This is a genomic window from Bacillus sp. TH13 (genome assembly GCF_016651175.1).
GTDB classification, from domain to species: Bacteria; Bacillota; Bacilli; order Bacillales; family Bacillaceae_G; genus Bacillus_A; species Bacillus_A thuringiensis_S.
The window spans coordinates 1,476,483-1,501,899 of the sequence record NZ_JAEKEJ010000025.1; the positions used below are offsets into that span (position 1 = coordinate 1,476,483).

Here is a 25,417-nt window from a genome sequence, read left to right on the forward strand (position 1 = left end):
GCTTCCCCCTTCTCATACTTTAATTAAATGTATAATTTTACCTATTTATTTTCAAACTACTTATAACACTTATATAAGGAGGCTTCACCTAAATGAAACAGAAATTTTGTATATTACTGCTTATGTTCTCCTTGCTGACTATTGTACCAAATTGTGCAATAACAGCCAAAGCATCTAACCTGACAATCGATGTTAAGACTGTAACGCAAAAAGGTAAGAAACCTTATATAGAATATCAAATAAATAGGCCTTCTTTTCACAACTTTTCTGACTCTAAATTTCAAAATAAGCTCAATTTATACTACAAAGAATCCACTGACAAGTTTAAAAACAAATTAGAAAAAGAAGCAAAAAAATATTATAAAGAAACAGAAGGATCTAGTACACCATTTCATCCGTACGTAGCAAATGTCGATTATAAAGTCTCATTAAACAAACCACCTTTTCTTAGCCTATATGTGAATTACTATCAATATACTGGCGGAGCACATGGTCTTTATACGTGGAAGGCAAATACATTTGATTTAAACGAAAAAAAGCTACTGCACTTAGACGATTTATTTCAACAAAAAGATAAATATAAAGATGTAATCCGTGCAGAGATTGTAAGACAAATTAAACAAAATGAAAGTATTTATTTTCCTGATGCAACTGAAAAGGTAATGAGTATGAAAAAGTTTCACTTCTTTTTAGAGCCAGACAATCTCGTCATTTATTTCCCTTTATATGAGATTGCTCCGTATTCAAGTGGAATTCCGCAATTTCGTATTCCATATACGTTGCTAAGAGACTATTTGAAGCCTTCTTATCAAAATATTTTGATTGACAACAAGTAAATATTTTCGCTACGATAATGTTAACCTAAAAACAACAGGAGGTTAACATTATGAGGAGATTTCATGTTTTAGATTTAGCATTAGCTGCCATGTTCGTCGCTCTTATGGCCATTGGTGCAAATATTGTATCTTGGGCACCATTCCTGCAAGTAGCGGGCATCCCATTATCTATGCAACCATTTTTCGCAATTTTAGCAGGTCTTCTTCTTGGAAGTAGACTTGGTGCCTTATCCATGACTGTATATATGCTCGTTGGCGTAGCCGGTGCACCAATCTTTGCTAACTTCAAAGCTGGATTTGGAGCACTTTTAGATCCTACTGGTGGTTTTATTATCGCATTTATTATCGTTGCTTACGTATCGGGAAAACTAGTAGAACAAAAAGAAAGACCAACATTCATTACATTTGCTATTGCCTCTTTCACAGGAATTATTTTAACTTATATAATCGGTACTACTTACATGTACGGGGCAGTCAATCTCTTTATGGGCGGTAATATGAGTTATAAAGCTGCTTGGATGATTATGATGTGGTTCGCAGTAAAAGATATTGCATTTACAATTATCGGTGCTATTATCGCACCTCGCATATACTATGCTGTGCGTCGTTCTGCTTATCAGCATTCTCATTCGACGATTTCCTAATAAAAAAATGAGTTATTTCAGTATACTGAAATAACTCATTTTTTTTATTAAGACTCTTGGTTCGCTTGTTCTTCTAAAATTTTCTTCATCATCGCAACCATGTCATCACGTAATTCTGGGTGTTGCAGAGCCATTTCGATTGTCGTTTGAACGAATCCTAGCTTTTCACCTACATCGTAGCGCTTTCCTTCGAAATCGTAAGCAAATACACGTTGGATTTCATTTAAGCTTTGGATTGCATCTGTTAACTGAATTTCACCGCCAGCACCGACATGTTGCTGTTCTAAGAACATAAAGATTTCAGGCGTTAAAATGTAACGGCCCATAATCGCTAAGTTTGAAGGTGCTGTACCTTGTGCTGGTTTCTCAACGAAATTGCGAACTTGGTAACGACGACCTTCTTGTTCTAATGGATCGATAATTCCGTAACGGTGTGTTTCTGTTTCTGGAACAGTTTGTACACCAATAACAGAAGAAAGTGTTTTTTCATACTCATCCATTAATTGACGTAAACATGGTTTCTCAGCTTGGACAATATCATCACCTAGTAACACTGCAAATGGCTCATCACCAATGAATTTACGTGCACACCAAACAGCATGTCCTAGTCCCTTCGGCTCTTTTTGACGGATGTAATGAATATCTACCATTTTTGAAGAAGCTTGTACTTTTTCAAGCAACTCATATTTTTTCTTCTCTAATAAGTTTTGTTCTAGTTCAAATGCGTTATCAAAATGATCTTCGATAGAGCGCTTTGTTTTACCAGTAACGATAATAATATCTTCGATTCCCGATTTCACTGCTTCTTCTACAATGTATTGAATCGTTGGTTTATCTACTATCGGTAACATTTCTTTCGGCATTGCTTTCGTTGCTGGTAAAAAACGTGTTCCTAATCCAGCTGCTGGGATTATCGCTTTTCTTACTTTTTTCATCACAAAATACCCTCTCTCCTGTCGGAATTAATAGCAATCATTTCCTACATAAAACAAAAGGGAGATTTCGCTCCCTTTTGTTCCTTACTACTTAAAATTACTTTGTATTATAAACGATTCATAATGTCTTCTTTAATAGTAAGTAACTTTTGTTCACTATTTTGTAAAGAACTATCTTGTACACCGAAGTAGAACTTAATCTTCGGTTCAGTTCCAGATGGACGTAGGCAGAACCATGAACCATCTTCTAATTGATATTTTAACACATTTGATTTCGGTAAGTGAATCTCTTCTTTATGTCCATCTTGTAAAGATGTAACGATGCTTGCTTTATAATCTTCAACTGCTACGACTGTTAAGCCTGCTACTTCTTTTGGAGGATTCTCACGGAACGTCGCCATCATCTCTTGGATTTGTTCCGCTCCATCTTTTCCTTTTAACGTTAACGATACAAGGTCTTCACGGAAGAAACCGTACTTCTCAAATACTTCTAATAGACCATCATATAACGTTTTCCCTTGTGATTTGTAGTATGCAGCTACTTCACATGCAAATAGGACAGATTGTACTGCATCTTTATCACGGCAGAATGGACGGATTAAATAACCATAGCTTTCCTCATAACCGAATTGGAATTCGTATTGTCCGCTTTCTTCATACTGTCTAATTTTCTCACCGATAAATTTAAATCCAGTTAACGTATCAACTGTATCTAAACCATATGCTTTTGCAATTGTACGACCAATTTCAGACGTTACGATTGTTTTTAATACGACACCGTTCTCTGGAAGCGTTCCGTTTTCTTTCTTTTGAGATAATAAGTAATCAAGCATTAAAGCACCTGTTTGGTTTCCTGTTAATACTTGGAACTCACCATTATGATTGCGGACTGCTACACCTAGACGATCTGCGTCAGGATCAGTTGCGATTAATACATCTGCGCCTACCTTTTCACCGTCACGAATAGCATACTCAAATGCTGCATGCTCTTCTGGGTTCGGTGATTTTACTGTAGAGAAGTTTGGATCTGGTAACTCTTGCTCTTTTACAACTGTTACATCTGTAAATCCAACTTCTTTTAAACCACGGCGTACAGAAATATTTGATGTTCCGTGTAATGGTGTAAAGACGATTTTTAAGTCTTTGCCGGCCTTTTCCACCATTTCTTTATTAATGATGACATTGTTCAATTCTGCAGCATATGCATCATCTACTTCTTGTCCAATAATATGTAATAAACCGTCAGCTTTTAATTGCTCTACATCAGCGACTTCAACTGTTAATTCATCTTCTATTGCATCTACGTAGCTTATTAACTCATCCGCTTCTTTTGGCGGCAACTGTCCACCATCTTCACCGTATACTTTGTATCCGTTATATTCAGGCGGATTATGGCTTGCCGTAAGAACGATTCCACTTACTGTATGTAAATGACGAACTGCGAAAGAAAGTACTGGCGTTGGACGTAAGCTTTCAAACACATATGTTGTGATACCACGTGCACCAAGTGTAGCAGCGACTTCCATTGCAAACTCAGGTGATTTATGACGAGAATCATAGGCTACAACAACACCTCGTTTTTTCGCTTCCTCACCTAACTTTTCAATAAAGCTTGCTAATCCTTTTGTTGCTTTACGAACTGTATATACGTTTAAACGGTTCGTACCAGCACCAAGTTCACCACGCATACCACCTGTGCCGAACTCTAGATTTTTATAAAAGCTATCCTCGATTTTCTTCTCATCTTGCTTCATGTTTTCTAGCTGTTCTTTTAATTCTGCATCTAATTGTGCGTAAGAAAGCCAGCGACTAAATTCTTGTTTCCAATTCATTCTTCTCTCTCCTCTCGCTCGTCATACCTTTATTATATGAAAAAAACATGCTGTATCTCAATATTTTATAAAATCTAGCAGGATTTTACTAGGAATATTTGTATACACTATTGTTAAATACTCCACTAAAGGGAATGAGGATTATGCACGAATGGGGCTTGTCAGAAGAGCTCAAAATACAAACAAAACAAATGATTGAAATTGCTGAAAGAGAACTATCGATTATGAGGAACGCAATCGATAAAGAAGATGAATGCATTTTATGCAAAATGGAAGATATTCATCATATGTTGGCAAATGTACAAACATTGGCAGCTACATACTATATTCAAGCATATTTATCACCTTATACGGAAAGTTCATCTTTTATTACAACAGCTATCCAACATTTAAGCGCCAGAAAACATGGTGCTCTTATCGTTGTAGAACGAAACGAGACGCTTGAAGCTTTCATTCAAACTGGAACGACATTAAACGCTCATTTAACTGCACCATTACTCGAATCAATATTTTATCCAGGTAACCCTCTTCATGACGGTGCCGTTCTGGTAAAAAATAATCATATTGTCTCAGCTGCTAATATTCTTCCTTTAACGAAAAGTACAGAAGTTGATCCTGAGCTGGGAACACGTCACAGAGCTGCAATTGGCTTATCAGAAAAGAGTGATGCACTTATATTAGTTGTCTCTGAAGAAACGGGCCGTACTTCTTTTGCCTTAAATGGGATTTTGTATACGATTTCTTTATAAAGTGAAACTTTAATCAGCCCTCACCAATCAAGCGTTTACGAGCAGCTCAATCCACACTTAACTTCTTTGCTTCCGCTGAATTTTGAATTGAGGGTCTTACTGCCCGGCAAATAGCTGGATAAACAAACCTATAAAAAAGAAGACTGTTCCAAAATATTGGAACAGTCTTCACTTATACTCTTATTCTTCTCCGAAACGCTCCACAAGTGTTGCAAGTGTACGTACCATTGCACCAGTTGCTCCAGCTGGACCTAAGTCGTGCGCGCCTTTTGTTTCTGATGTTCCAGCGATATCTAAGTGTACCCACGGTGTATCTTCAGCGAATTCGCCTAGGAATGTACCTGCCATAACCGCATGTCCTTCACGGCCTGGTGAGTTATTTAAATCAGCAAACTTACTGTTTCTCACACGTTCTTTATCACGATCAAAAATCGGTAGTTGCCAAATTGGCTCATCTGTTTCCATAGAAGCCTCTAGCACTTGCTCAAATAACTCTTTATTATTTGTCATTGCGCCTGTCGTATAGTTTCCAAGTGCAACAATTACACCGCCTGTTAATGTTGCAACATCAACAAGATAGTTTGCACCAAGTTTTTTCGCATACGTAATACCGTCAGCTAAAGCTAGACGACCTTCTGCATCCGTATTTAATACTTCAATTGTCTTTCCGCTCATAGATTTGATTACATCGTCTGGCTTAAATGCCGTACCACTTACAACGTTATCAGTTGAAGGAATAACAGCGATCACATTTTTTTCTGGGCGCAGTTCTCCGATAATTTCCATCGCACCTAATACAGCAGCTGCACCGCCCATATCACCTTTCATACCAACCATGCCTTCACGTGGTTTTAAAGAATAACCACCTGTATCGTATGTAATACCTTTTCCAACGAATCCAATGACATCCGTCCACTCTTCTTTTCCTTTATAAATAAGAGCAATCATTTTTGGCGGCTCTGTACTACCTTGGTTTACTGCAAGTAACGCACCCATACCAAGATCTTCCATCTCTTCTTTCTCAAGAACTTTATAGTCCATATCATACTTCTCCGCTAACTCAACAGCATACTCAGCAAGCTTTGTCGCTGTTAATACGTTTGGCGGCATATTTACAAGTGTACGAGCCGAATTTGTTGCACGTCCATGTACGTAGCCAACTGTTAATGCGGCTTCAATTTCTTGTGCATCTTCCGCTGTAATAGCCGTGAACTTCTCTAACTCTACACGATCCTTTTTATCTGATTTATACGTTTGTAACTCATATGTACCAAGGCCTTGTACCTCTGCTGCAATATGAGCGACATCAATCGCGTCTAATTTCTCTGTTACGAAAGAATCAAGTAAGATTGCTGCATCTTGTACTTTTGCTACTTGTAATGTTTTAAACGCTTTTCCAAGAGCCGCACGTAACGTTTCTGTCGTGTAAGACTCTTTCTTTCCTAAACCAACAAAGTAATAACGTTTCACATTTGTTTTTCCTAAGCTATGTACTTTCGAAATGGCCTTTTTCTTCGTAGATAATTCTTTCTCTTCTAGTAAAACTTGTAATTGTCCTTCAAACGCTTTGTCCAGTTCTTGTACAAAACTACTCATTTTCTCTTCTTCAAATAGAGCAACAATCACTACTTCATGACCTGCTAATTCTTTTTGTACTTGAAACATGTTCAGACCCCCTAAATTTCTCTACCACCATTATAACTTTATTTTCGATAAAATGCGATAATTCTAACTACAGTTATATGACGTGTAAAATCTCCTCTGTTATGAAATAAGCCAAGAAAAAAAGTCTAGCGTAATTACGACTAGACTATCTTTGTTTTAAATATTGACCACGAAACACTTGCATCGTTTCGTCTTGATTTAACATCGTTAACTCTTCTTCTGTAAACTTACCATTTCCTACTTTTACTACATACACATTTACTTTTTTCTTACCCCATTGGCTATAAACATCTTTCACCGTATCATAATATAGATCAAGACGGTTTCCTTTTATTGCACCGCCCTTATCAGCTACTACACCATACCCGTAACCTGGCACGAAGAGAATCGTTCCAATCGGGAATACGCGTAAGTCCGCAGCAATTGTGGAATATAAATCCCTTTTTACTTTAACACCTGAATATGTAATACCATACTCTGGATGCCCTGGCCTCTTACCAGTTGACTCAATCCCCGATGTATAACCTGTTGCAGTCATTTCAATTGAACGATATTTAGACCAGTCGTTTGCCTGCTCTAAAGCATTTATCACTTCTTTACTCGGAGCAACATTTCTCTTAACTTCTGCTGCATGTACTTCTTTTGCACTCGTTCCCTCATATTTCTTTACAATCTCTAATAGAGAAACTCCTGTGAAAGCATTCCATGTTACGCATAATGCAATTGCAAGTAAACAAGTCATCATAATGCGAATACAATATCGTTTTAACATTTTTATATTCCACACTCCTTCATCGTTAATCATTCCCTATACGATGAAGGAATATGCAAAAAAATAATCTCCAAATGAATTGGAGATTAAAACATTTGATATCCGCTTTTCCGAAGTTTCTTAATCACGACTCCTGCTAAAGCAGCCCCTACTAATCCAGTAGATAGAATAAATAAGTCTGCTTGTCCTAAGTGCGATACACTTGTCCCAAATGAAGAAAATGTCTCTTTCGGCTTTGAAAAATAATCCCACATACTCGCTTTATTAATAATAAGCATACAAACAATCGGATACACAATAACCATTACCCATGTAGCTCGCAAAATCATGTTGAGTAAAAATCCAATTCCAAAGAACAAAATAAAGAATAACATCATTGAAATAAGTAGTACCGGTATACTCACTCTTTTTCCCTCTCCTTCGCACATGCCGTAAATACGTGATAAGCTGTATAACCAAATGGTTCTCCTGGATTTAATGTTTTGTCCACTTCAAGATGTAGTTCTGATCTTCCTTCTAACAAATATTTAATAAGCACAGACGTATTCGGATCGTCCGCAATCTTCTCCGGATGTAAGAACGCCACTTCAGACAATTCTTTCTCCTGTACAATAATATTTTCTCCTTCAGGCTCCAAAAGGAAAATAATCATATTATCACTAATTTCATCACGAATAACACCCGATCGAACACCAATGATCCCCTTCACATGAGCAACAATGCCTGTCTCTTCTAACACTTCGCGTTTCACAGCTTCATCAACTGTCTCACCTTCATTTACAAAACCAGCCGGTAAAGACCATTTCCCTTTTAACCCACTGTATTTCTTCTTAACGAATAGCCACCTGCCATCTTTTGTAGCTACTAGGCCACTAACAGCTAACCATACTTTCCCGCGCTTCCCCATGATGCATCCTCCTCCATCCGAACGGACAGAATATTCTTTCTTTTCTATATATTATACTATACTTTTTAATTTGCTGTGAAATTTCCTTTTTTCAAAAAGTGAAAAAACCCATTTTGTCGATATACTGTTAACAAAAAAATATCAAGATACAGGAATGTAATTATGAAGAAAATAAAACATTGGATTCATCCATTTCATGATACGGCAATGTTCAAAAAAACATTTCCCCCATCTTTCTATTGTTATATCGAAAACATGTATTATACGAAAAAAAGCAGAAACAGCGCTTAGCCGTTTCTGCTTTTTCTACTATATATTAAAAGAACTTTAATTTACCTTTTTTAAGAACTAATAAAGGTCCACCTAATAAGAATAGGTAGCGGTTATCGATTACTTTTTTCATGAAGGAAGCTTTCCAACCTGTTAACTTTTTACCCATAACAACGCCCATTGCATCGTCATGACCTAAAGAACATACAGATCCTTTATTATCAAATGCGAATTTTTTCATTTCGCCCTTGCCACGAACTAATACAGTTAAGTTGTGTGCAATGTTGTAACCTTGTTGAATTGCAATTTGTGCTGTTGGTGGGTATGGACGGTTAATTTCTTCGTTAATGATTAACGCTGCATCACCAACCATGAATACCTCTTCGTATCCTGGAGCGTGCATGTACTCATCAACTTTTACACGTCCGCGCATTGCTTCAAATCCAGACTCTTCCACAATACCATTACCACGAACACCTGCAGCCCAAACTACTGTTTCAGACTTAATTAATTCAGTATCATCGCCATTTGCAACGATAATTCCTTCTTCAGTTGCTTCTTTAATTGCTGTACCGATGCGGAATTCTACGCCTTTTTTCTCAAGTTGTTTTACAGCGTATTCTACTAATGCTGGATCGAAACCTGGAAGTGCTGTTGGAGCCGCTTCTACACAGATGATACGTGCTTTTTCACGTGGTACATTGTACTGTTTACAAAGTTCAGGAACACGGTTTGCAAGCTCACCTACGTACTCGATACCAGTAAATCCAGCACCACCAACAACGATTGTTACTAACTCATCGCGCTTTTCATCTGCATATTTAGCGAAACTAGCTTCCATATGCTCACGAATTTCACGAGTTGCATTAATGTTAGCGATTGAGAATGCATGCTCTTTTAATCCTGTAATTCCGAATGTTTCTGATTCGAAACCAAGACCGATTACTAAGTAGTCATACTCTAACTCGCCGTCTTTTAAGATAATGCGTTTTTCAGCAGCTTTAATTTCTACTACTGTGTCTTGTACAAAGTTCACTTTATTTGTATCAATAACGTCTTGAATATCTAGACAGATTTTTTCATCTTGTAATGTACCAGCTGCGCTCTCGTGTAACCAAGTCGCTTGGTAGTGATAGCTGTTGTTGTTTACTAACGTAATTTCAGCTTCATTTACAGATAATGCTTTTTGCAGACGAACAGTCGTAATCATCCCGCCATAACCTGCACCTAAAACTACGATTTTTGGAGTCTTCACCAAATCACAACCCTTTTCTTTATATAATAGTAATGAGAAATAATACCAAGTACTAAAAACTCTATTTGTCAAGAATGTGGAATTTATCACATTCTATATCATAACAAAACGCAGTCAAAAAATCGTACGAATTTTGTCATAGAAATTTAACATAATACTTCCCTATATTAGTCGGTTTTATTCCAGAATTCAAGCATCTGGCGAATTATCAATATTTTAAAATAACATAGCGTTTTCAAGGGTTTTTCAGCCTTTTTTTCATGTATTTTCCTTTCTGCATATTTTATACAATAAAAAGGAACCTATGCGAAAACTTACACACAATTCAGTCGTTTTCAGAAGTATTATGAACTCAAATATGCTATCATTTATTTGAAAGTGTCATCATTTGCAGGATTTTCGTGTACATATGAACAATATATGAAATCAATATCAAAATTCCATCTATAGGGGGAATGAAAGTGGCAGAAAATCAAAAAGTTTACGACATAACAATTATTGGTGGTGGTCCAACGGGACTGTTCACAGCATTTTATGGCGGTATGAGACAAGCAAGTGTAAAAATCATTGAAAGCTTACCTCAACTTGGAGGACAATTATCCGCACTCTACCCTGAAAAATACATTTATGATGTGGCTGGATTTCCAAAAGTGCGTGCACAAGAATTAGTTGATAACTTAAAAGAGCAAATGAAGAAATTTGATCCAACCATTTGCTTAGAAGAAGCGGTTGATACGCTTGAAAAACAAGCTGATGGTATATTTAAACTTGTTACGAATAAACAAACTCACTATTCTAAATCAGTCATTATTACTGCCGGCAATGGTGCTTTCCAACCACGCCGCTTAGAATTAGAAGGTACAGCAAAATACGAAAAGAAAAACTTACATTATTTCGTTGATGATATGAATAAATTTGCTGGCAAGCGCGTCGTAGTATTTGGCGGTGGCGACTCAGCAGTAGACTGGACGATGATGTTAGAACCGATTGCTGAAAAAGTTACAATCGTTCATCGCCGTGATAAATTCCGTGCACATGAACATAGCGTCGAAAACTTAATGAATTCTCGTGCAGAAGTAAGTACACCGTATGTTCCAGTTGAACTCATTGGTGATGACAAAATTGAACAAGTCGTTCTTCAGCACGTAAAAACTGAAGAAAAAGTTATCATCGATGTTGATGACGTAATTGTAAACTACGGCTTCGTTTCTTCTCTTGGTCCAATTAAAAACTGGGGCTTAGATATACAAAAAAATAGCATCCTTGTGAATTCAAAAATGGAAACGAATATTCCTGGCATTTACGCTGCTGGTGACATTTGTACATATGAAGGAAAAGTAAAACTTATCGCTTGTGGATTTGGCGAAGCACCGACAGCAGTAAACAATGCAAAAGCTTACTTCGATCCAAATGCAAAACTTCAACCGATGCATAGCTCAAGTATGTTTTAATATAGCAATGAAAAGAACTCCTTTTACGCGAAGGAGTTTTTTATTATTGTGCTACCGTATCCTTCCAAAATATGTTACAATAAAACAGAACAAACGTTCTATTCAATAAGGGGGATATTTTAAAGATGAAAGAACCTATTATCGTAAAAAAAGAAGCTTTCCAAGCAATCGGCGTTTCGGTTACGACGACTAATGAAAAAGAGGCATCTACTGAAGGAAACATTCCACAACTTTGGAACCGATACTTTCAAGAACAAATGATGCATCACATCCCAAATCAACAAACGAAAGAAACACTCGCTTTCTATTCAAACTACGAGTCAGATGAAACTGGTACATATACATTTACAATCGGTATGCCCGTTTCTTCACTAAAAGACGTTCCTGAAAATATGACAACTTTAACAATACCCGCCGCTACGTATGCGGTATTTACAACGAGAAAGGGACCAGTTGCTGAAGTCGTTTGCGAAGCTTGGGAATATATTTGGAAATGGTCGAAAGAAAATAAACGTGCTTTTACAACAGACTTTGAGCTTTATGATGAAAAAGCAACAGATCCAACCAACGTACAATTGGATATTTATATTGCATTAGCCTGAACGACAAAAAAGAAGATACCATTTGGTATCTTCTTTTTTGTCGTTAAATAGCTACTGTGCAAATTCATTATTATTGTCTACAATGAGAAAGTGCAGTATAGAAATATTAGAAACTGTATAAAGTGAAACTATACTCAGCGAAGGGCATCTCCCATTGAGTATTAGCCCTCACCAATCAGGCGTTTACAGGTTTTTTAGTTTAAATTTGTCACATAGAAAGGAAGCAATATGGAGGAACTACAACAAAATAAAACTGCTTTAGAAGGAAGCGGAAAACCGTTATTAAAAAATACGAATTTCCTTTTTCTTTGGGCGGCTACTCTTTTTTCAAGCTTTGCTTTAGCCTTTTTTACTTTTTCACAAACGTGGTACATAGCAAAAACATTAAACCTTGAAGCTTCACTCGGTGTTGTTTTCGTAGCTCTTAGTGTTCCAAGGCTTATTTTTATGATTATCGGCGGCGCTGTAGCTGATAAATTCCCGAAAAAAAACATTATGTTTTACTCCAATATTATTCGAGCGATTCTTGTCGCAACCATTCTCACATGGTTTATCGTTGGTGATGTAACACTATATACATTTGCTTTATTCGCTTTATTCTTTGGACTTGCTGATGCTTTCTTCTGGTCAGCAGATGGATCTATCTTACCGGAATTGGTAGAAAAAAGCCGTTTAACACAAGCAAACTCACTTACACAAATGACAAACCAAGCATCGGTCATCTTAGGCCCTGTACTTGGCGGAATTCTTATCAAATTCACAAACTACGAGACAATATTTTCCATTACAATTTTATTACTGATTGTCGCGGCCATACTCGTTCAAAAAATACAATTTACGATGCCAGAACTAAAAGATACAGATAAAGGTATGTTCACTTCCATTAAAGAAGGAATCTTATATGTAAAAGAATCGCCATTCCTTTCAACTTTCCTTATTTGTAGTGCTTTTTTAAACTTATTTTTAATCGGCCCAATGCAAGTTGGTTTCCCGCTTTTTGTTAAAAACGTGCTACATGGTGATTCGCTCCAGTTTAGTTACTTAGAAGCATCTGTAGGCGGCGGAATGGCAATCGGTGCTGTCATTGTCGGTTTAAAAAATATTAATCGTAGACGCGGTCTATTTTGTATTATCATGATGCTACTGTCTGGTGTATTCTTCTTATCCATCAACTTTAGCACCGTACTTTGGCAAGCATTATTAGCCGGCATGTTTTATGGTATTACAATTGCAATGGCCATTGTACCGCTTATGGCAATGATTCAAGCAACCGTAAAAGAAGAGATGATGGGACGCGTAATGAGTTTACTTATGCTATCATCAATGGGCTTTATCCCGCTCTCTTATGCATTCACATCCATTGCACTTGCAATAGGAATTCCAATCGTAACCGTTATGAAAAGTGGTGCAATAGCTGTTATTGTCTTCGTACTATTTGTAGCGATTCGTGTTCCAGTTGTAAGAAAGTTTGATTAACTACTTGGAGTCATGTGCTATACGCATGGCTCCTTTTTAAACGGATCAAATAACGTTATTCCCTTACTTCTTCTCAGTGCTGCTCCCCATTCTAATCCAACCTCTAAAAATAAATCTCGCACTGTACTGTATAAAAGTGCCCTAACATCTTTACGAATCTCCCCATATTTATAAGCTCTCACAACACTTTTCACGCGCCAAATTAAATTTCCATACACTTCTTCGTCAGCTAATATTTGCTCTAGTAAAACACCTTGTTCTAGTAACCCGCTCTTCTTATAAGCAAGTTCCACCTTGCTCCAAAATATATTAATCTTCTTCGGATTACTCGTCATCGGCAGAAGTGCGTATATAAAAGGCTTCGGTATATCATGGCGACAATACGTCTCATCAAGCTCGTACGTTACTTTTCTATTCTCTTTTATTTGTGGAATGTTTTTAGAAAGAATTGTTTCCCCCTCGTTTTTTTGTTCCTTTCTGCTACAGCCAGCTGCATATTCCTCACTTTTACAAGCGGACATTTTCATACGGTCATCCATGCGGTCAATTGCAGATATAAGAAAAACATATAAGTTCGCACTATATCCCCCGCGCTTATGCCTTTCTTTCGTCGCAACACGTTTTATAATTCCTAGTTCCTCTAACTTTGCAATTGAGCGGCGTACTGTACGAATACTCTTTCCAACATTAGTCGCAATCGTCTCCATTAACGGACAAGCGACTCCTACTGTTTTTTGTTTCTCATTCACCGCATACTTTCCTAAAAAATGAATAATGGTAGCATCCGTTTTATTCAATTGAAATCGGTAGCACTTCAAAACTTGTTTTTGATATGTATTAAACTCTTCTTTACTTCGAAATTCACTATATGGTTTCATTAAATTATATAAGCTTCCCATTTATATCACCTCATTTATAAGTAAGAGGCAGGAAGAGAATTTGGCGTGGAATTTAATATTTTTTTAATGGAGATGAAAATATGATCGTAATTAGCGCTTGTTTAGGTGGTATCGCTTGTCGATATGACGGCAATGACAATCTCGTTTCAAAAATAGAGGAGTTACTGCAACAAGAAGATACAGTCCTCATTTGCCCTGAAGTATTAGGAGGATTGCCAACGCCTCGTCCTTCCGCTGAAATTATTGGCGGGAATGGCGATGACGTTTTGGATGGAAAAGCGAAAGTGATGACAAAAGATGGTGAAGATGTCACAGAAGCATTTGTAAATGGTGCTTATAAAGCTCTAGAACAAATGAAAGATTTACACCCAGAATATATTATTTTGAAAGAACGCAGTCCATCTTGTGGTAGTTCTACGATTTACACTGGAGAATTTAACGGGAATAAGCAAACTGGTTACGGGGTAACAACTGCTTTATTTAAAAGACATGGCTTTAAAGTCATTTCAGAAGAGGATTTTGAAAATCAAAAAAGGAATTGACCCTGTGCGTCAATTCCTTTTTATCTGTCTTATTTCACACTTAATTTTTCTTTCACTTTCGCAGGAAGCTCTTCTTTTTTCACTTCTTCCCAAGCTGTTACACCTTTTTTATCTGAATTGTATACGCGTAAGAATGCATCTTTACGAAGATTTTTTGGAGCTGTGAATTCTAATTCTTTTACTTCTCCACCTTTATCGAATCCTTTTAATTTATACTCGAAATATTTATGTGGCTCTCCGTTATCAAACTTCTCATTTTTTTCAATTCCATCAGCTGTGATTTGAACGTAATACTCATCTTTCCCCATACGGTTAATATCACAACCAACTAACAAACTTGCGAATACAACTAAAATACTAAACAGTGCAATATATCTTTTCATTTCCTTCACCTCATGTTTTTTTCTTATATTGTTATCTTAAAGCCCGGAGCTTAAAGAAGAAATTCAAAAACATGACATGAACATTACACTTTTGTAAGATAATAATTATTTCTTCACTTTAGAAATCGTCATTCCATCACCAATTGGAACGAGTACGGATTCTAAATGCGGGTCGTATGCTATCATTTCATTAAACTTCTTCATAACTTCTGTATAACGTTTTTGTTTCGCACCCTCATCAGCTACACTACCGCCAATAACGTCTTTCACGCCAATTTCGCCACTTATCACGTAATTTCCTTATACCGTTTATTACGCCCTCAATTACAATCTCTATTACAAGATATCTTACTAAACTAATAATAGGTTTAATTACGTATCTCCCTATGAATTCAAAAATATCCTCCATCATATTTTCCTCCTTCTTTCAAAAGGAAGCTACTACTACTCCGCGTCCTTTTACGTCCAGTTACAATTGCTGCCCTACTGCGGTATATACCAACAAGAATAATACGACAACAACATTCACAATAACGCTTTTGAATTTGGAAGAAACTTCGGTAAATACTATAGTTAACATAGCTAATAGTATTATTTTTCCACCTATATTCGGGTATGCTACCAAAAACTTTATAAAATCAACGAAAACTTTACTACAACTCTTCCCGTAACTAATTTATTATCGTGGTAAACCGTCTTCCACTACATCGGTAACAGTTCCATTTGGTTCAAAGATTACACGTAATGATCCTTCTCCACCATAACCAGTATAGTCATATACTGAATAAGATTTATATTTTTCAATCACATGTGGCTGTCCAATTGCAGCTTTTACCTGATTCGCGGGCATACCTTTTTTGATTTTCAAATAGTGATTGTAACTTACTGCTGCCGAATCGTTATTTACATCTTTATACCACGGTACACGATCGTTTTTTTCTTCATATTCCTTTACAGGCTCTTCACTACGTTTCGTAGATACCTCATTCTCTTTATCTGGATCCTTTATAGCATTACGTTCAATATTCACGACGTAACCATATGTATTTAATTCAACCATAATTTCATATGTACCATCCGTATCTTTTTCTGTATAAAATACGCGTTTTTCATTGTTATTATACTGTTTTATGTTCTCACCACCGTAGTCAATCGTATTAAGAATATCCGTATACGTCATACCTTCCTCAATCTTTTGAAATTCGTCATGAGAAATATAACGCTTCTTTGATGATGGAGCGTCCTCATTTTTAATACTTTCACGTTTGCTCGTAGTCATAGGTGTTTTCTTCTGATCTTTTAGTACGTCACCTTCCGCCTTCGCTGGTTGCTTTACTCCTACTTTTGTTAATACGTCTGTATCGCTAGAACAAGCTCCCAAAATCGATATTGTAGTCAACGCCACCCCTACTATAAGTACTTTCTTAAATGACTTCATTCTAATCCCCCTGGTGTTTTTTTAATATCTAGTAATCAACGTATTTTAATTAATACGGAACTATTCAGTTCTATACAACTTGCTATAGCCTTCTCCCTCATGCACCTTTTTATATAAAATGAAACTTTAATCAACCCTCACCAATCATCTTCGTTACAAATATTAACATTAAATATAACTAATAAATAGTATATTTCTGCTATTCATTTACATTTTTGTTACATAATATTGTCCGAAACGAACAATATTAAACTCGAATTAACAATACTTATCATACATTCCGTATATAATAACATTAAAATTTAATTTAAAAGTCACTTTGCATGCATTTTCTGTTGTAACGCCAAAAGAAAAGACCTTTCTAACGATTTTATTCTATCGCTAAAAAGGTCTTTTCTATTTTGGCTAAAAACTTAGCACTCTTCTGGCTTACCAGCATTCGTCGCTGTACGGAAAGATGATCCAAATCTGCATGATGCGATTGCGTTTAGATAATCAATCGTGAATTATGCGTTCAATTTAAAGCAGGTTAAAAAATAATAATTCCTTATTTAATTAACATATGCATTAGTTTAACAGCCTAATGCTGCTGTACCAAATGATAGTTTAGTTTTCAATATGTGAAAAGGGATTTCTAAATGATGAATTGAATATATATTTATTGTTTACGCGTTTTTGAGAGGTTCCTTTATGGGAGATAAGCTTTACTATATTCCTGTACTTCGCACAGTTCTATAATAACTAATAGTGATGCTGTGACGGGATTTTCTATTAGTGAGATAAAGTATTTTTCAATTCATTTATTATAAATTGCAACTCTCGTCCTCAAGGATTATTTCTTTTGGGTGAAAGTTTTTTTATGATATAAGTTTCATTCTGTCATAATTTAAAGGTTTCGAGAGGAGAAATAATATGAATCCTATTTTATTAGATGTTCCGTTACAAATAGAAACAGATAGACTCATTCTTCGAGCACCACTTCAAGCAGGTGAAGGGAATGTAGTACACGAAGCTATTAAAGATTCAATTCGTGAATTAAAGCAATGGTTGTCTTTATTCCAGTCCATTCCTACTGTTGAAGAAACGGAAATCCTCCTGAGAAATGCGCATATAGATTTTTTGAAAAGAGAAAGCTTTCGCTATCTTATCTACCACAAGGAGACGAATGATTTTGTTGGAACGGCTAGCCTTCATCGAATTAATTGGAAGGTTTCGAAATGCGAAATTGGATATTGGATTAACACGCAATTTAGTGGCAGTGGATATATGACAGAAACAGTAAGTGCGTTAACAAACCTTGGATTTCAGTTATTCAAATTTAGAAGGATTGAAATACGATGTGAATCTAATAACACGAAAAGTCGTATGATCCCTGAAAAACTAGGCTTTGAACTTGAAGGGGTATTACGTAATGAAGATTTTTCAGCTGACGGTAAACAACTAGCTGATACATGCATCTATGCAAAGATAAAGTAAAACTTTAATTAGCCCGTACCAATCAGGCTTTTACGGCAAAAGAAAAGACCTCCTTAACGATTTTATCCCATCGCTAAAAAGGTCTTTCTCTATTTCTGCTAAAAACTTAGCACTCTTCTGGCTTACCAGCATTCGTCGCTGTACGGAAAGATGATCCACATCCGCATGATGCGATTGCGTTTGGATTGTCGATTGTGAATCCGCCGCCAAGCATAGATTGTTTATAGTCAATTTTTACTCCTTTAACAATTGGAGCACTTTCTGTATCGATAACAAATTCAACACCGAAAAACTCAAGAACTGTGTCGTCTTCTTTTGGTTCTACTTCAAATCCTAAGCCGTAAGAAAGGCCAGTACATCCGCCGCCGTGTACAGCAAGGCGCACGTACTTCTCTCCATCTTCAGCATCTTTTAACATATCTTTAATTTGAAAAGCTGCTTGTTCTGTTACTTCAATCATGAAATACACCATCCTTTCTGTTCTCATTCTATTATACATCTTTACGCTTCTATCTTGTACTCATACACTCCGCGGCAAATTACTTCCGCAGGTCCTTTCATTAACACGTTTCCTTCTTCAGTCCACGCAATCATTAAATCACCGCCGGCTAAATGGACTGTAATTTCCTTACCACGTTCCATCTTTCCATTTAAAATAGCAGCTACAACGGCAGCGCACGCTCCTGTTCCGCAAGCTTGCGTTACACCAGATCCACGTTCCCAAACGCGGAAGTTCATCTCGTCATCATTCAAAATTTCGATAAACTCAACATTTACTCGCTCTGGAAACATTTCATGTGTCTCGAGAACTGGTCCAAGTGTTGTAAGAGGTGCTTTTTCTACATCATCAACAAAAATAACCGCATGCGGATTTCCCATTGAAACAGCTGTAAATGCATAACGATGATTATTGTATAAGAAGTTTTCACGAATAAATGGTGTTTCACCTTCACCAAGCATCGGTATTTCTGCACGTGTTAGACGCGGTGCTCCCATATCGATTTTCGCTAATGTCACGACACCATCTTTTACTGTTACTTCAGCCGTTACAATACCAGCTAACGTTTCAATTGTGAAAATTGTTTCTTCTACTAGTTTATGCTCATACGCATATTTCGCTACGCAGCGTAAACCGTTACCACAGCTCTTTCCTTCAGAACCATCATTATTAAACATGCGCATTTTCACAGGAGCTACGTCTGAAGGGCAAATTAAAATCATCCCGTCTGCTCCAATACCAGTATTAATATTTGAAACCTTTTCCGCCACAAGAGCTAAATCTTCTTCAGGAATTTGCTCTTCAAACATATTTACATATATATAACTATTGCCAAGACCATGCATTTTTGTAAAAGAAAATTGGCTCATTTATATTCACTCCAAAAATAATTTGTTATGTTAAGTATAAAATGCATGCTTTTAGAACACAATATGAATGTCCCCCGTTTCTCATATTTGACAACGTTTGGCGATGAGCCACTCTTACACAACTTGTGTAAGAAAAAAGCCCTTCTAAAAAGGGCCTTTTTTTTATTTATCCCACTATTTTCGATTGGTGAAGGCTAATAATCAGTATTAGCCTCCCCTACGAAATAACATTTTATCTAATGAAAAAGGTGCTGCTCATTCGCAACACCTTAAAACATTGGATTTTCATCCAAATACTCATATACATTATTAACAAGCTCTTCTACTGTTGCACCTTGTACAACCTCACCATTTACAAGTGCAAACGGTCCTTCAAAACAAATACCACAATATCCTAAACAACCATACTCCATTACATCTAAATTCGGATCTTTTTCTAATTTTTCTAGAGCTGCTTGTGAACCACTTGCAAGGTTACCTACACAAAATTCAATTAATGGTTTAATCAAAATTCTCCCCCCTGTACTACAAAACAAATTACCTTCTGACTTTATCCTGCATAACGGGCAGTAAGACTCCCACCTCAAAATTCGGCGAATGCAAGGAAGTTAGTTGGGAGATAACTGTCCGTAAATGCTCGATTTGTGAAGGCTAATAATTAGTGTGGGACGAACACCTCCACCAATTAAAGTTTCACTTTATCTATAAGAAGAAAACTAAGCTGTTTCTTGTTGTTTTCGTTACACAGTCTAAACTATTTAGTTACTTCATTACTTCACTTCAAAGTAGATGACTTCTTCTATATAACATGCTACTTCCAATGAAAGAGTAACTACAAAGGAAAAACAGTTTACTTTACTTTTCTTCTTATTGTACAACAGAGTATTCATTCATGCATTGTTATTTGTTCACAAATTCGATATAATTTGATTGAGTAAAGTCAAAATATTTTATTAATATATAATTTTATGATTAGGGGATATTTCAACAGAAAAGGGGTAATCCATCATGAAACACCTCGTAATACTAGGTGGCGGCTACGGGGGAATGAGAATTCTGCAGCGGCTACTTCCAAGCAACCAACTTCCGGATGATGTACAAGTGACATTAATCGACAAAGTACCATACCACTGTTTCAAAACTGAATATTATGCATTAGTAGCGGGTACAATTTCAGAAACTCATATTCGCATACCGTTTCCTGAGCACCCACGCCTTAATATTCAATACGGCACAATAACAAATATTGATCTCGAAGAAAAAACTGTTCATCTTGATGGCGGCGAAGCAATCCAATATGATGATTTAATTATCGGACTTGGCTGTGAAGATAAATATCATAACGTTCCTGGAGCAAAGGAATATACACACAGTCTACAATCGATTGAACAAACACGTAAGACATATGAACAATTAAATAGTCTAGAACCGAATGCAACAGTTGCTGTTGTTGGCGCTGGCTTAAGTGGCGTTGAAGTAGCAAGTGAACTTCGTGAAAGCCGTTCTGATTTAAAAATCTATTTATTTGATCGAAAAGATAGAATTTTATTCCCATATCCAGAGAAATTAAGTAGATATGTAGAAGAATGGTTTGTAAAGCATAAAGTTAACATTATACGAAACTCTAACATTACAAAAGTAGAACCAAATATTGTGTACAACCACGATGAACCACTTGAATGTGATGCAATCGTCTGGACAGCTGGTATTCAAGCAAATGAAGTTGTTCGAAACCTTCCAGTTGAACAAGATGGTAGCGGACGGGTTGTCTTAACTAAATATCATAATATTCCAAATAACGAGCACATTTACGTTGTAGGAGATTGCGCAGCACTTCCACATGCACCATCTGCCCAACTTGCTGAAGGTCAAGGAGAACAAATTGTCCAAATATTATTAAAACGTTGGAATAATGAACCACTTCCTGACGAACTACCTGTAATTAAATTAAAAGGTGTTCTCGGTTCTCTTGGTAAGAAGCACGGTTTTGGTTTATTAGCAAACCAACCATTAATGGGACGTGTACCGAGATTATTAAAATCTGGTCTTCTTTGGATGTACAAATATCATAAGGGTTAATACTTTACAGGCTGTCTACTATGTAGGCAGCCTCTTTGCATCAGTTTTTAAAAATTATCAGACACATCTTTCTCAATATGTATAATGATTTATTTTTCATTTTTATATTAAAAACTATTGATAAACAGTGTATGCTATTTGTAAGTTGTCTTATTATTTCCTTTAAGACCGAATTCATTCGGTCTTATTTTTTATGTGATAAATACTTTTGTAGGAGGCATTACATTCAACTTATGAACTTATCGAAACTAAACAATCGAATAGAAGCGAAAAAGAAAGAGTTAATCTATCTCGTTGAACGATACGGCTTCACTCATGATAAAGTGATTTCTTTCAGCCAAGAATTAGATCGTTTACTTAACTTATTAATAAAACTCAAGATGAAGAAAAAACGTTGCTCTTTATAACCATTATCCTCCCTTTTTTGATACGATATAACTAGAATCAGAAAGGAGCGATTTATGTTTATATTAAAAGACGTTATATATAAAGATATCCTACACATTCCTTATTTACAGATTAAAAATGAAAAAATCACATGCATTATCGGTGAGAGTGGGAGCGGAAAAAGTACATTGCTCCGCATGTTAAACGATTTACAATCTCCAACATCCGGTACAATTGAATATAACGGAAAATTAATTTCTGATTATCCGCCTATTCAATTACGTCGTGACGTAGTTATGCTTGGGCAAACTCCACCTATTTTTGATGGAACCGTTAAAGACAACCTATTAATGGGACTTCGTCTTGCTGAAAAAACATTTCCAAATGATGATGCCCTGCGGAGTGCACTACAAACCGTTAGCTTAGACAAGCAATTAGAAGATAGCACCACCTCATTATCCGGCGGTGAAAAACAAAGACTTGCCTTTGCTCGTATTGTACTTATGGATCCGCCTGTCTATTTATTAGATGAACCCACTTCAGCACTAGACAGTGATACAGAACGCCGCGTTATGAAACAATTTACTGAACTAGCACGAAAAAAGAAAAAAACAGTTATCTTCATCACGCACTCGCAACAACTTCCAGAAGAAATTGCAGACGACATTATTGAAATTAGTAAAACAAACGGTGCAACTAGAAAGGAAGTGCTCTCTATTGAAGGGCGTTATTGAACTCCAAATTTGGCAACTGGCGGCTGCCTATATTTTTATCCTTATCTTAATTGGACTTGTAAAATTAAAAGGAATACCTCGCGAAAAACAAATCGCGCTCGCAACATTCCGTATGACGATTCAGCTCGTACTTGTTGCATATGTCCTTACATACGTATTTGAAAACAGTAATCCATTTTATACAATTGCTCTCATTACTTCTATTACTACCTTTGCAATTTTTAATATTTATAAACGAGTTAATATCCCAATGTCTAAAGAATTAAAACGAGTAGCCGCCCTTTCCATGGTCGCTGGATCAATTGGGCCACTTCTACTATTTATCTTTGTTATTATCGGTCATGACCCTTGGTATGCTCCGCAATATATCGTCCCTATTACGGGAATGTTAGTCGGTAATGCCATGACTGGTGTTTCTCTTGGAGCAAATACGTTCTTAAACAATATGAAATCGCAAAGAGGTCAAATTGAAGGTGCACTTATGCTCGGCGCAACACCGAAAGAAGCTGCTACTCCGCTCATTCGAGACGCTTTTGACTCTGCTATTTTACCAACAATTAATTCTATGGTCGGAATGGGAATTATAAGCTTACCAGGCATGATGACCGGTCAAATATTATCCGGTGTATCACCATTCACAGCCATTCAATATCAAATTGCCATCATACTCGGTATTTCTGGAAGTACTGCCTTTGCTGTCATTATCTTTTTACAGCTTGGATATAAAACGTTCTTTAATAAGCGGTGTCAGTTGAAAGAGGTTGACTATGCTGCGAAGTGAATCGTACCTCTCGCTTGGTAAATGATGCACCGTTCACGGTGAGTGAAATTATATCAACGATTTTTTCAATATATCTATCATAACTTGCAATATATCAACGATTTTTCAAATATATCTATCATAACTCAGAATATATCAACGATTTTGTACGAAATATCGATTTACCGACAAAAAGTGACATAATAAAAAGAGGAGGCTATTCGCCTCCTCTTCTATTTACTACGCCTTCTTAACGAACTGTGATTTTAACTTCATAGCTCCGAAACCGTCGATTTTGCAATCGATATCGTGATCGCCATCAACTAGACGGATACTCTTTACTTTCGTACCGATCTTCACAACTGAAGAAGTTCCTTTTACTTTTAAATCTTTAATAACAGTAACAGCATCGCCATCTTGAAGAACGTTTCCGTTCGCATCTTTTACAACTTTTGCACCATCATTATTTTCAGCTTCTGCGTCTTGGCCCCACTCATGAGCACATTCTGGACATACGAAAAGAACGCCATCCTCATACGTATATTCTGAATTACATTTTGGACAATTTGGTAAAGTAGCCATAAATTCATTTCCTCCGTTCATTATTTATACGTAAAAATCAAAATTGATGTTTACATCTCGATAAATAAAATTTGTATAGCATTTCTTTATAGTGCCATAGTCTCACGTTATTGACAACCCTACCTCAAATTCTCATTTTTTATTGTATTTTACAAAATTTCAATTCGTATGCCTTTTTTCCATTTGCTCTTCTACTAATTTTAAAAATCTTCGTTGTGCATTTTTATTTTTTTACGAGCAATCAAACCCTTAGCGAACTTTGTAGTTCGTAATAAATAACTTTCGATACTTCTCGTCTTCATATATCATTCGAAACCATTCATACTGCTGCAAGTAAAGTATGTTAGCATCAATCTTTTTCGTGTGTAAACCCGTACTTAAACTAATAGATTCTATTAGAGCTTCTATTAATGCTGAAATCATTTCTCTCCCCCCTAATAAACAAAAGAAGAACCTTCACAAGATTCTTCTTTTCAAAATGAACGAGTTCCCTCTAGAAACCCCAATTATTTTCTTCAATGTAAATTTGATATTCTTCTACTTCTTCTTCACTTAACTTTTTATTATTTTCATATACCTCTTGCCACTCGAAATAATCTTCATCGAAATAAACAGCGAATTTAATTTTCACGTTTTTCTTCTCTGTATAATCATAACCAGTAAACTCTACTACGTCATAATCTTTTTCTTTCTTCACAAACTTCCAAGTTGGATTATCAGTCATAATCTCTAAAGTAACCCCTTCATCACTTGAACGAACAACGTTTTTAATATTCGGCTCAGTTGGTAAAAAGGACAGCCCGAACGCAGCTAACCCAAACACAATCCCGACTATAATCTGTAAACCAATCATACCAGCTACACTAACGCCACCCTTTGATTGTAAGAAATACGCCTTCTCATGATCAGACGCATCTTCTCCCTTACGAAAAACACGAACAGCATGCTTATAATATAAACAGTTTCCTTGCCATCCAGTAAATATCATCATTCCTAATTGAAGAGCTAAACTAAATGTTACATAAATCCCATCTGGAATATCTATAAAAGGGGGTATAACTATACTAGGTATAGCCAATAACGCAAATATAATAAATAACTTATACATTTTACGATAAGCTAACCAAAAAGTTGGGAAGAAAAAGGCTACCCAATTCCATGTATTCCCTTGCGCTGGATTTTCTACTTTCCCCCACTTAAAGTCATAATAAGCTGTATTCTTTTGAACAACTTTATGTAATTCTTGTGGAGAAATTGTTTCTTGTAAAACAGTGTCCTTCACGTACATCATCCTTTTCTTATTTCTATATACATTTATTGTATATGTACAAAATGAAGGAATCTAACAAAAAGTACACATATTTCATAAAAATGA

At 36.3% G+C, this 25,417-nt stretch carries 29 protein-coding genes and 2 pseudogenes; 12 read left to right on the top strand and 19 right to left on the bottom strand.

What is annotated here, in order from left to right; genetic code table 11:
- The first annotated feature begins 92 nt into the window (after positions 1 to 92).
- Both JFU02_RS16015 and JFU02_RS16020 read left to right on the top strand, forming a co-directional pair.
- On the top strand, positions 93 to 836 hold the full coding sequence (locus JFU02_RS16015) for a DUF3298 and DUF4163 domain-containing protein (protein ID WP_098316666.1): 744 nt from the start codon (positions 93 to 95) through the stop codon (positions 834 to 836).
- 50 nt (positions 837 to 886) lie between these two features.
- On the top strand, positions 887 to 1,480 hold the full coding sequence (locus JFU02_RS16020) for a biotin transporter BioY (RefSeq protein ID WP_001252163.1): 594 nt from the start codon (positions 887 to 889) through the stop codon (positions 1,478 to 1,480).
- 47 nt (positions 1,481 to 1,527) lie between these two features.
- Here JFU02_RS16020 and galU read toward each other — a convergent pair whose 3' ends face one another.
- Entirely contained in the window at positions 1,528 to 2,415 is an 888-nt protein-coding gene (galU, locus tag JFU02_RS16025) for a UTP--glucose-1-phosphate uridylyltransferase GalU (RefSeq protein WP_000757823.1), read from the bottom strand.
- 107 nt (positions 2,416 to 2,522) lie between these two features.
- Complete coding sequence (locus tag JFU02_RS16030) at positions 2,523 to 4,247, bottom strand: phospho-sugar mutase (protein ID WP_001104215.1); 1,725 nt, start codon at positions 4,245 to 4,247, stop codon at positions 2,523 to 2,525.
- Positions 4,248 to 4,390: 143 nt separating this feature from the next.
- On the opposite strand from JFU02_RS16030, the gene cdaS reads away from it, so the two are divergent.
- Positions 4,391 to 4,996, top strand: coding sequence for a sporulation-specific diadenylate cyclase CdaS (gene cdaS / locus JFU02_RS16035; protein WP_000545255.1), 606 nt, complete (start codon positions 4,391 to 4,393; stop codon positions 4,994 to 4,996).
- Between the two features lie 180 nt (positions 4,997 to 5,176).
- Here the strand turns inward: cdaS and pepA are convergent, their stop codons facing one another.
- From pepA to JFU02_RS16060, 5 genes are all read right to left on the bottom strand, one after another.
- Entirely contained in the window at positions 5,177 to 6,661 is a 1,485-nt protein-coding gene (pepA, locus tag JFU02_RS16040; protein WP_086406394.1) for a cytosol aminopeptidase, read from the bottom strand.
- A gap of 145 nt (positions 6,662 to 6,806) precedes the next feature.
- A complete protein-coding gene (locus JFU02_RS16045) occupies positions 6,807 to 7,433 on the bottom strand; it encodes a 3D domain-containing protein (RefSeq protein ID WP_000920103.1) in 627 nt (208 codons plus the stop codon).
- Positions 7,434 to 7,519: 86 nt separating this feature from the next.
- Positions 7,520 to 7,837 (bottom strand): YuiB family protein, encoded by a 318-nt coding sequence (locus tag JFU02_RS16050; RefSeq protein ID WP_000027012.1) that lies wholly within the window; start codon positions 7,835 to 7,837, stop codon positions 7,520 to 7,522.
- Complete coding sequence (locus tag JFU02_RS16055; RefSeq protein ID WP_000517994.1) at positions 7,834 to 8,340, bottom strand: NUDIX hydrolase; 507 nt, start codon at positions 8,338 to 8,340, stop codon at positions 7,834 to 7,836. The genes JFU02_RS16050 and JFU02_RS16055 overlap by 4 nt, the downstream gene beginning before the upstream one ends.
- Before the next feature lie 316 nt (positions 8,341 to 8,656).
- Positions 8,657 to 9,865: an NAD(P)/FAD-dependent oxidoreductase gene (locus tag JFU02_RS16060; protein ID WP_000856602.1), complete on the bottom strand. Its 1,209-nt coding sequence runs from the start codon at positions 9,863 to 9,865 to the stop codon at positions 8,657 to 8,659.
- Positions 9,866 to 10,326: 461 nt separating this feature from the next.
- Here JFU02_RS16060 and JFU02_RS16065 point away from each other — a divergent pair, with 461 nt between their 5' ends.
- The 3 genes from JFU02_RS16065 (at position 10,327) to JFU02_RS16075 (ending at position 13,394) form a co-directional block, all read left to right on the top strand.
- Complete coding sequence (locus tag JFU02_RS16065) at positions 10,327 to 11,316, top strand: NAD(P)/FAD-dependent oxidoreductase (RefSeq protein WP_000829773.1); 990 nt, start codon at positions 10,327 to 10,329, stop codon at positions 11,314 to 11,316.
- Positions 11,317 to 11,441: 125 nt separating this feature from the next.
- Positions 11,442 to 11,918, top strand: a complete 477-nt coding sequence (locus JFU02_RS16070; protein WP_000662575.1) for a GyrI-like domain-containing protein — start codon at positions 11,442 to 11,444, stop codon at positions 11,916 to 11,918.
- Positions 11,919 to 12,146: 228 nt separating this feature from the next.
- Positions 12,147 to 13,394, top strand: a complete 1,248-nt coding sequence (locus JFU02_RS16075) for an MFS transporter (RefSeq protein WP_061666010.1) — start codon at positions 12,147 to 12,149, stop codon at positions 13,392 to 13,394.
- Positions 13,395 to 13,411: 17 nt separating this feature from the next.
- Here the strand turns inward: JFU02_RS16075 and JFU02_RS16080 are convergent, their stop codons facing one another.
- The gene (locus JFU02_RS16080) at positions 13,412 to 14,293 is read right to left on the bottom strand and encodes a helix-turn-helix domain-containing protein (RefSeq protein WP_000535252.1); all 882 of its coding nucleotides are present in this window, start codon (positions 14,291 to 14,293) and stop codon (positions 13,412 to 13,414) included.
- 80 nt (positions 14,294 to 14,373) lie between these two features.
- Here JFU02_RS16080 and JFU02_RS16085 point away from each other — a divergent pair, with 80 nt between their 5' ends.
- A complete protein-coding gene (locus tag JFU02_RS16085; protein ID WP_000635499.1) occupies positions 14,374 to 14,835 on the top strand; it encodes a 2-thiouracil desulfurase family protein in 462 nt (153 codons plus the stop codon).
- Between the two features lie 29 nt (positions 14,836 to 14,864).
- On the opposite strand, the gene JFU02_RS16090 is transcribed toward JFU02_RS16085, so the two are convergent.
- The 5 genes and pseudogenes from JFU02_RS16090 to JFU02_RS16110 form a co-directional block, all read right to left on the bottom strand.
- Positions 14,865 to 15,218, bottom strand: a complete 354-nt coding sequence (locus JFU02_RS16090) for a YxeA family protein (RefSeq protein WP_000833125.1) — start codon at positions 15,216 to 15,218, stop codon at positions 14,865 to 14,867.
- A gap of 105 nt (positions 15,219 to 15,323) precedes the next feature.
- Positions 15,324 to 15,509 carry an O-methyltransferase gene (locus tag JFU02_RS16095; RefSeq protein ID WP_003308144.1) on the bottom strand — a complete coding sequence of 62 codons (186 nt, stop codon included), beginning with the start codon at positions 15,507 to 15,509 and terminating at the stop codon, positions 15,324 to 15,326.
- Positions 15,466 to 15,627 carry a hypothetical protein gene (locus JFU02_RS16100; protein ID WP_170959185.1) on the bottom strand — a complete coding sequence of 54 codons (162 nt, stop codon included), beginning with the start codon at positions 15,625 to 15,627 and terminating at the stop codon, positions 15,466 to 15,468. The genes JFU02_RS16095 and JFU02_RS16100 overlap by 44 nt, the downstream gene beginning before the upstream one ends.
- A gap of 270 nt (positions 15,628 to 15,897) precedes the next feature.
- Positions 15,898 to 16,656 (bottom strand): hypothetical protein, encoded by a 759-nt coding sequence (locus JFU02_RS16105; RefSeq protein WP_000834578.1) that lies wholly within the window; start codon positions 16,654 to 16,656, stop codon positions 15,898 to 15,900.
- Between the two features lie 413 nt (positions 16,657 to 17,069).
- A pseudogene (locus tag JFU02_RS16110) lies at positions 17,070 to 17,162 on the bottom strand (iron-sulfur cluster assembly accessory protein); the annotation flags it as partial.
- Between the two features lie 406 nt (positions 17,163 to 17,568).
- Between JFU02_RS16110 and JFU02_RS16115 the strand changes: the two are divergent.
- A complete protein-coding gene (locus tag JFU02_RS16115) occupies positions 17,569 to 18,132 on the top strand; it encodes a GNAT family N-acetyltransferase (protein WP_001068201.1) in 564 nt (187 codons plus the stop codon).
- Positions 18,133 to 18,238: 106 nt separating this feature from the next.
- Here JFU02_RS16115 and JFU02_RS16120 read toward each other — a convergent pair whose 3' ends face one another.
- The 3 genes from JFU02_RS16120 to JFU02_RS16130 form a co-directional block, all read right to left on the bottom strand.
- The gene (locus JFU02_RS16120) at positions 18,239 to 18,592 is read right to left on the bottom strand and encodes a HesB/IscA family protein (protein WP_000573830.1); all 354 of its coding nucleotides are present in this window, start codon (positions 18,590 to 18,592) and stop codon (positions 18,239 to 18,241) included.
- A gap of 41 nt (positions 18,593 to 18,633) precedes the next feature.
- Positions 18,634 to 19,500: a diaminopimelate epimerase gene (dapF, locus tag JFU02_RS16125; protein WP_000077389.1), complete on the bottom strand. Its 867-nt coding sequence runs from the start codon at positions 19,498 to 19,500 to the stop codon at positions 18,634 to 18,636.
- A 269-nt stretch (positions 19,501 to 19,769) separates the two neighbouring features.
- Positions 19,770 to 20,009, bottom strand: coding sequence for a YuzB family protein (locus JFU02_RS16130; RefSeq protein ID WP_000595026.1), 240 nt, complete (start codon positions 20,007 to 20,009; stop codon positions 19,770 to 19,772).
- 499 nt (positions 20,010 to 20,508) lie between these two features.
- On the opposite strand from JFU02_RS16130, the gene JFU02_RS16135 reads away from it, so the two are divergent.
- The 4 genes from JFU02_RS16135 to JFU02_RS16150 all read left to right on the top strand — a co-directional run bounded on the left by JFU02_RS16135 (position 20,509) and on the right by JFU02_RS16150 (position 23,481).
- On the top strand, positions 20,509 to 21,579 hold the full coding sequence (locus tag JFU02_RS16135) for an NAD(P)/FAD-dependent oxidoreductase (RefSeq protein ID WP_098867220.1): 1,071 nt from the start codon (positions 20,509 to 20,511) through the stop codon (positions 21,577 to 21,579).
- Positions 21,580 to 21,812: 233 nt separating this feature from the next.
- Entirely contained in the window at positions 21,813 to 21,986 is a 174-nt protein-coding gene (locus tag JFU02_RS16140; RefSeq protein WP_001054088.1) for an aspartyl-phosphate phosphatase Spo0E family protein, read from the top strand.
- 54 nt (positions 21,987 to 22,040) lie between these two features.
- Positions 22,041 to 22,700, top strand: coding sequence for an ABC transporter ATP-binding protein (locus tag JFU02_RS16145; protein WP_098291674.1), 660 nt, complete (start codon positions 22,041 to 22,043; stop codon positions 22,698 to 22,700).
- Positions 22,684 to 23,481, top strand: a complete 798-nt coding sequence (locus JFU02_RS16150) for an ABC transporter permease (protein ID WP_000679262.1) — start codon at positions 22,684 to 22,686, stop codon at positions 23,479 to 23,481. Before JFU02_RS16145 ends, JFU02_RS16150 begins: the two co-directional genes overlap by 17 nt.
- A 219-nt stretch (positions 23,482 to 23,700) precedes the next feature.
- Here JFU02_RS16150 and phnA read toward each other — a convergent pair whose 3' ends face one another.
- From phnA to JFU02_RS16165, 3 genes and pseudogenes are all read right to left on the bottom strand, one after another.
- Positions 23,701 to 24,042 (bottom strand): alkylphosphonate utilization operon protein PhnA, encoded by a 342-nt coding sequence (gene phnA / locus JFU02_RS16155; protein WP_000212735.1) that lies wholly within the window; start codon positions 24,040 to 24,042, stop codon positions 23,701 to 23,703.
- Positions 24,043 to 24,201: 159 nt separating this feature from the next.
- Positions 24,202 to 24,465, bottom strand: a pseudogene (locus tag JFU02_RS16160) (hypothetical protein).
- Between the two features lie 70 nt (positions 24,466 to 24,535).
- Positions 24,536 to 25,333: a DUF2628 domain-containing protein gene (locus JFU02_RS16165; protein WP_003308141.1), complete on the bottom strand. Its 798-nt coding sequence runs from the start codon at positions 25,331 to 25,333 to the stop codon at positions 24,536 to 24,538.
- Positions 25,334 to 25,417 lie beyond the last annotated feature (84 nt).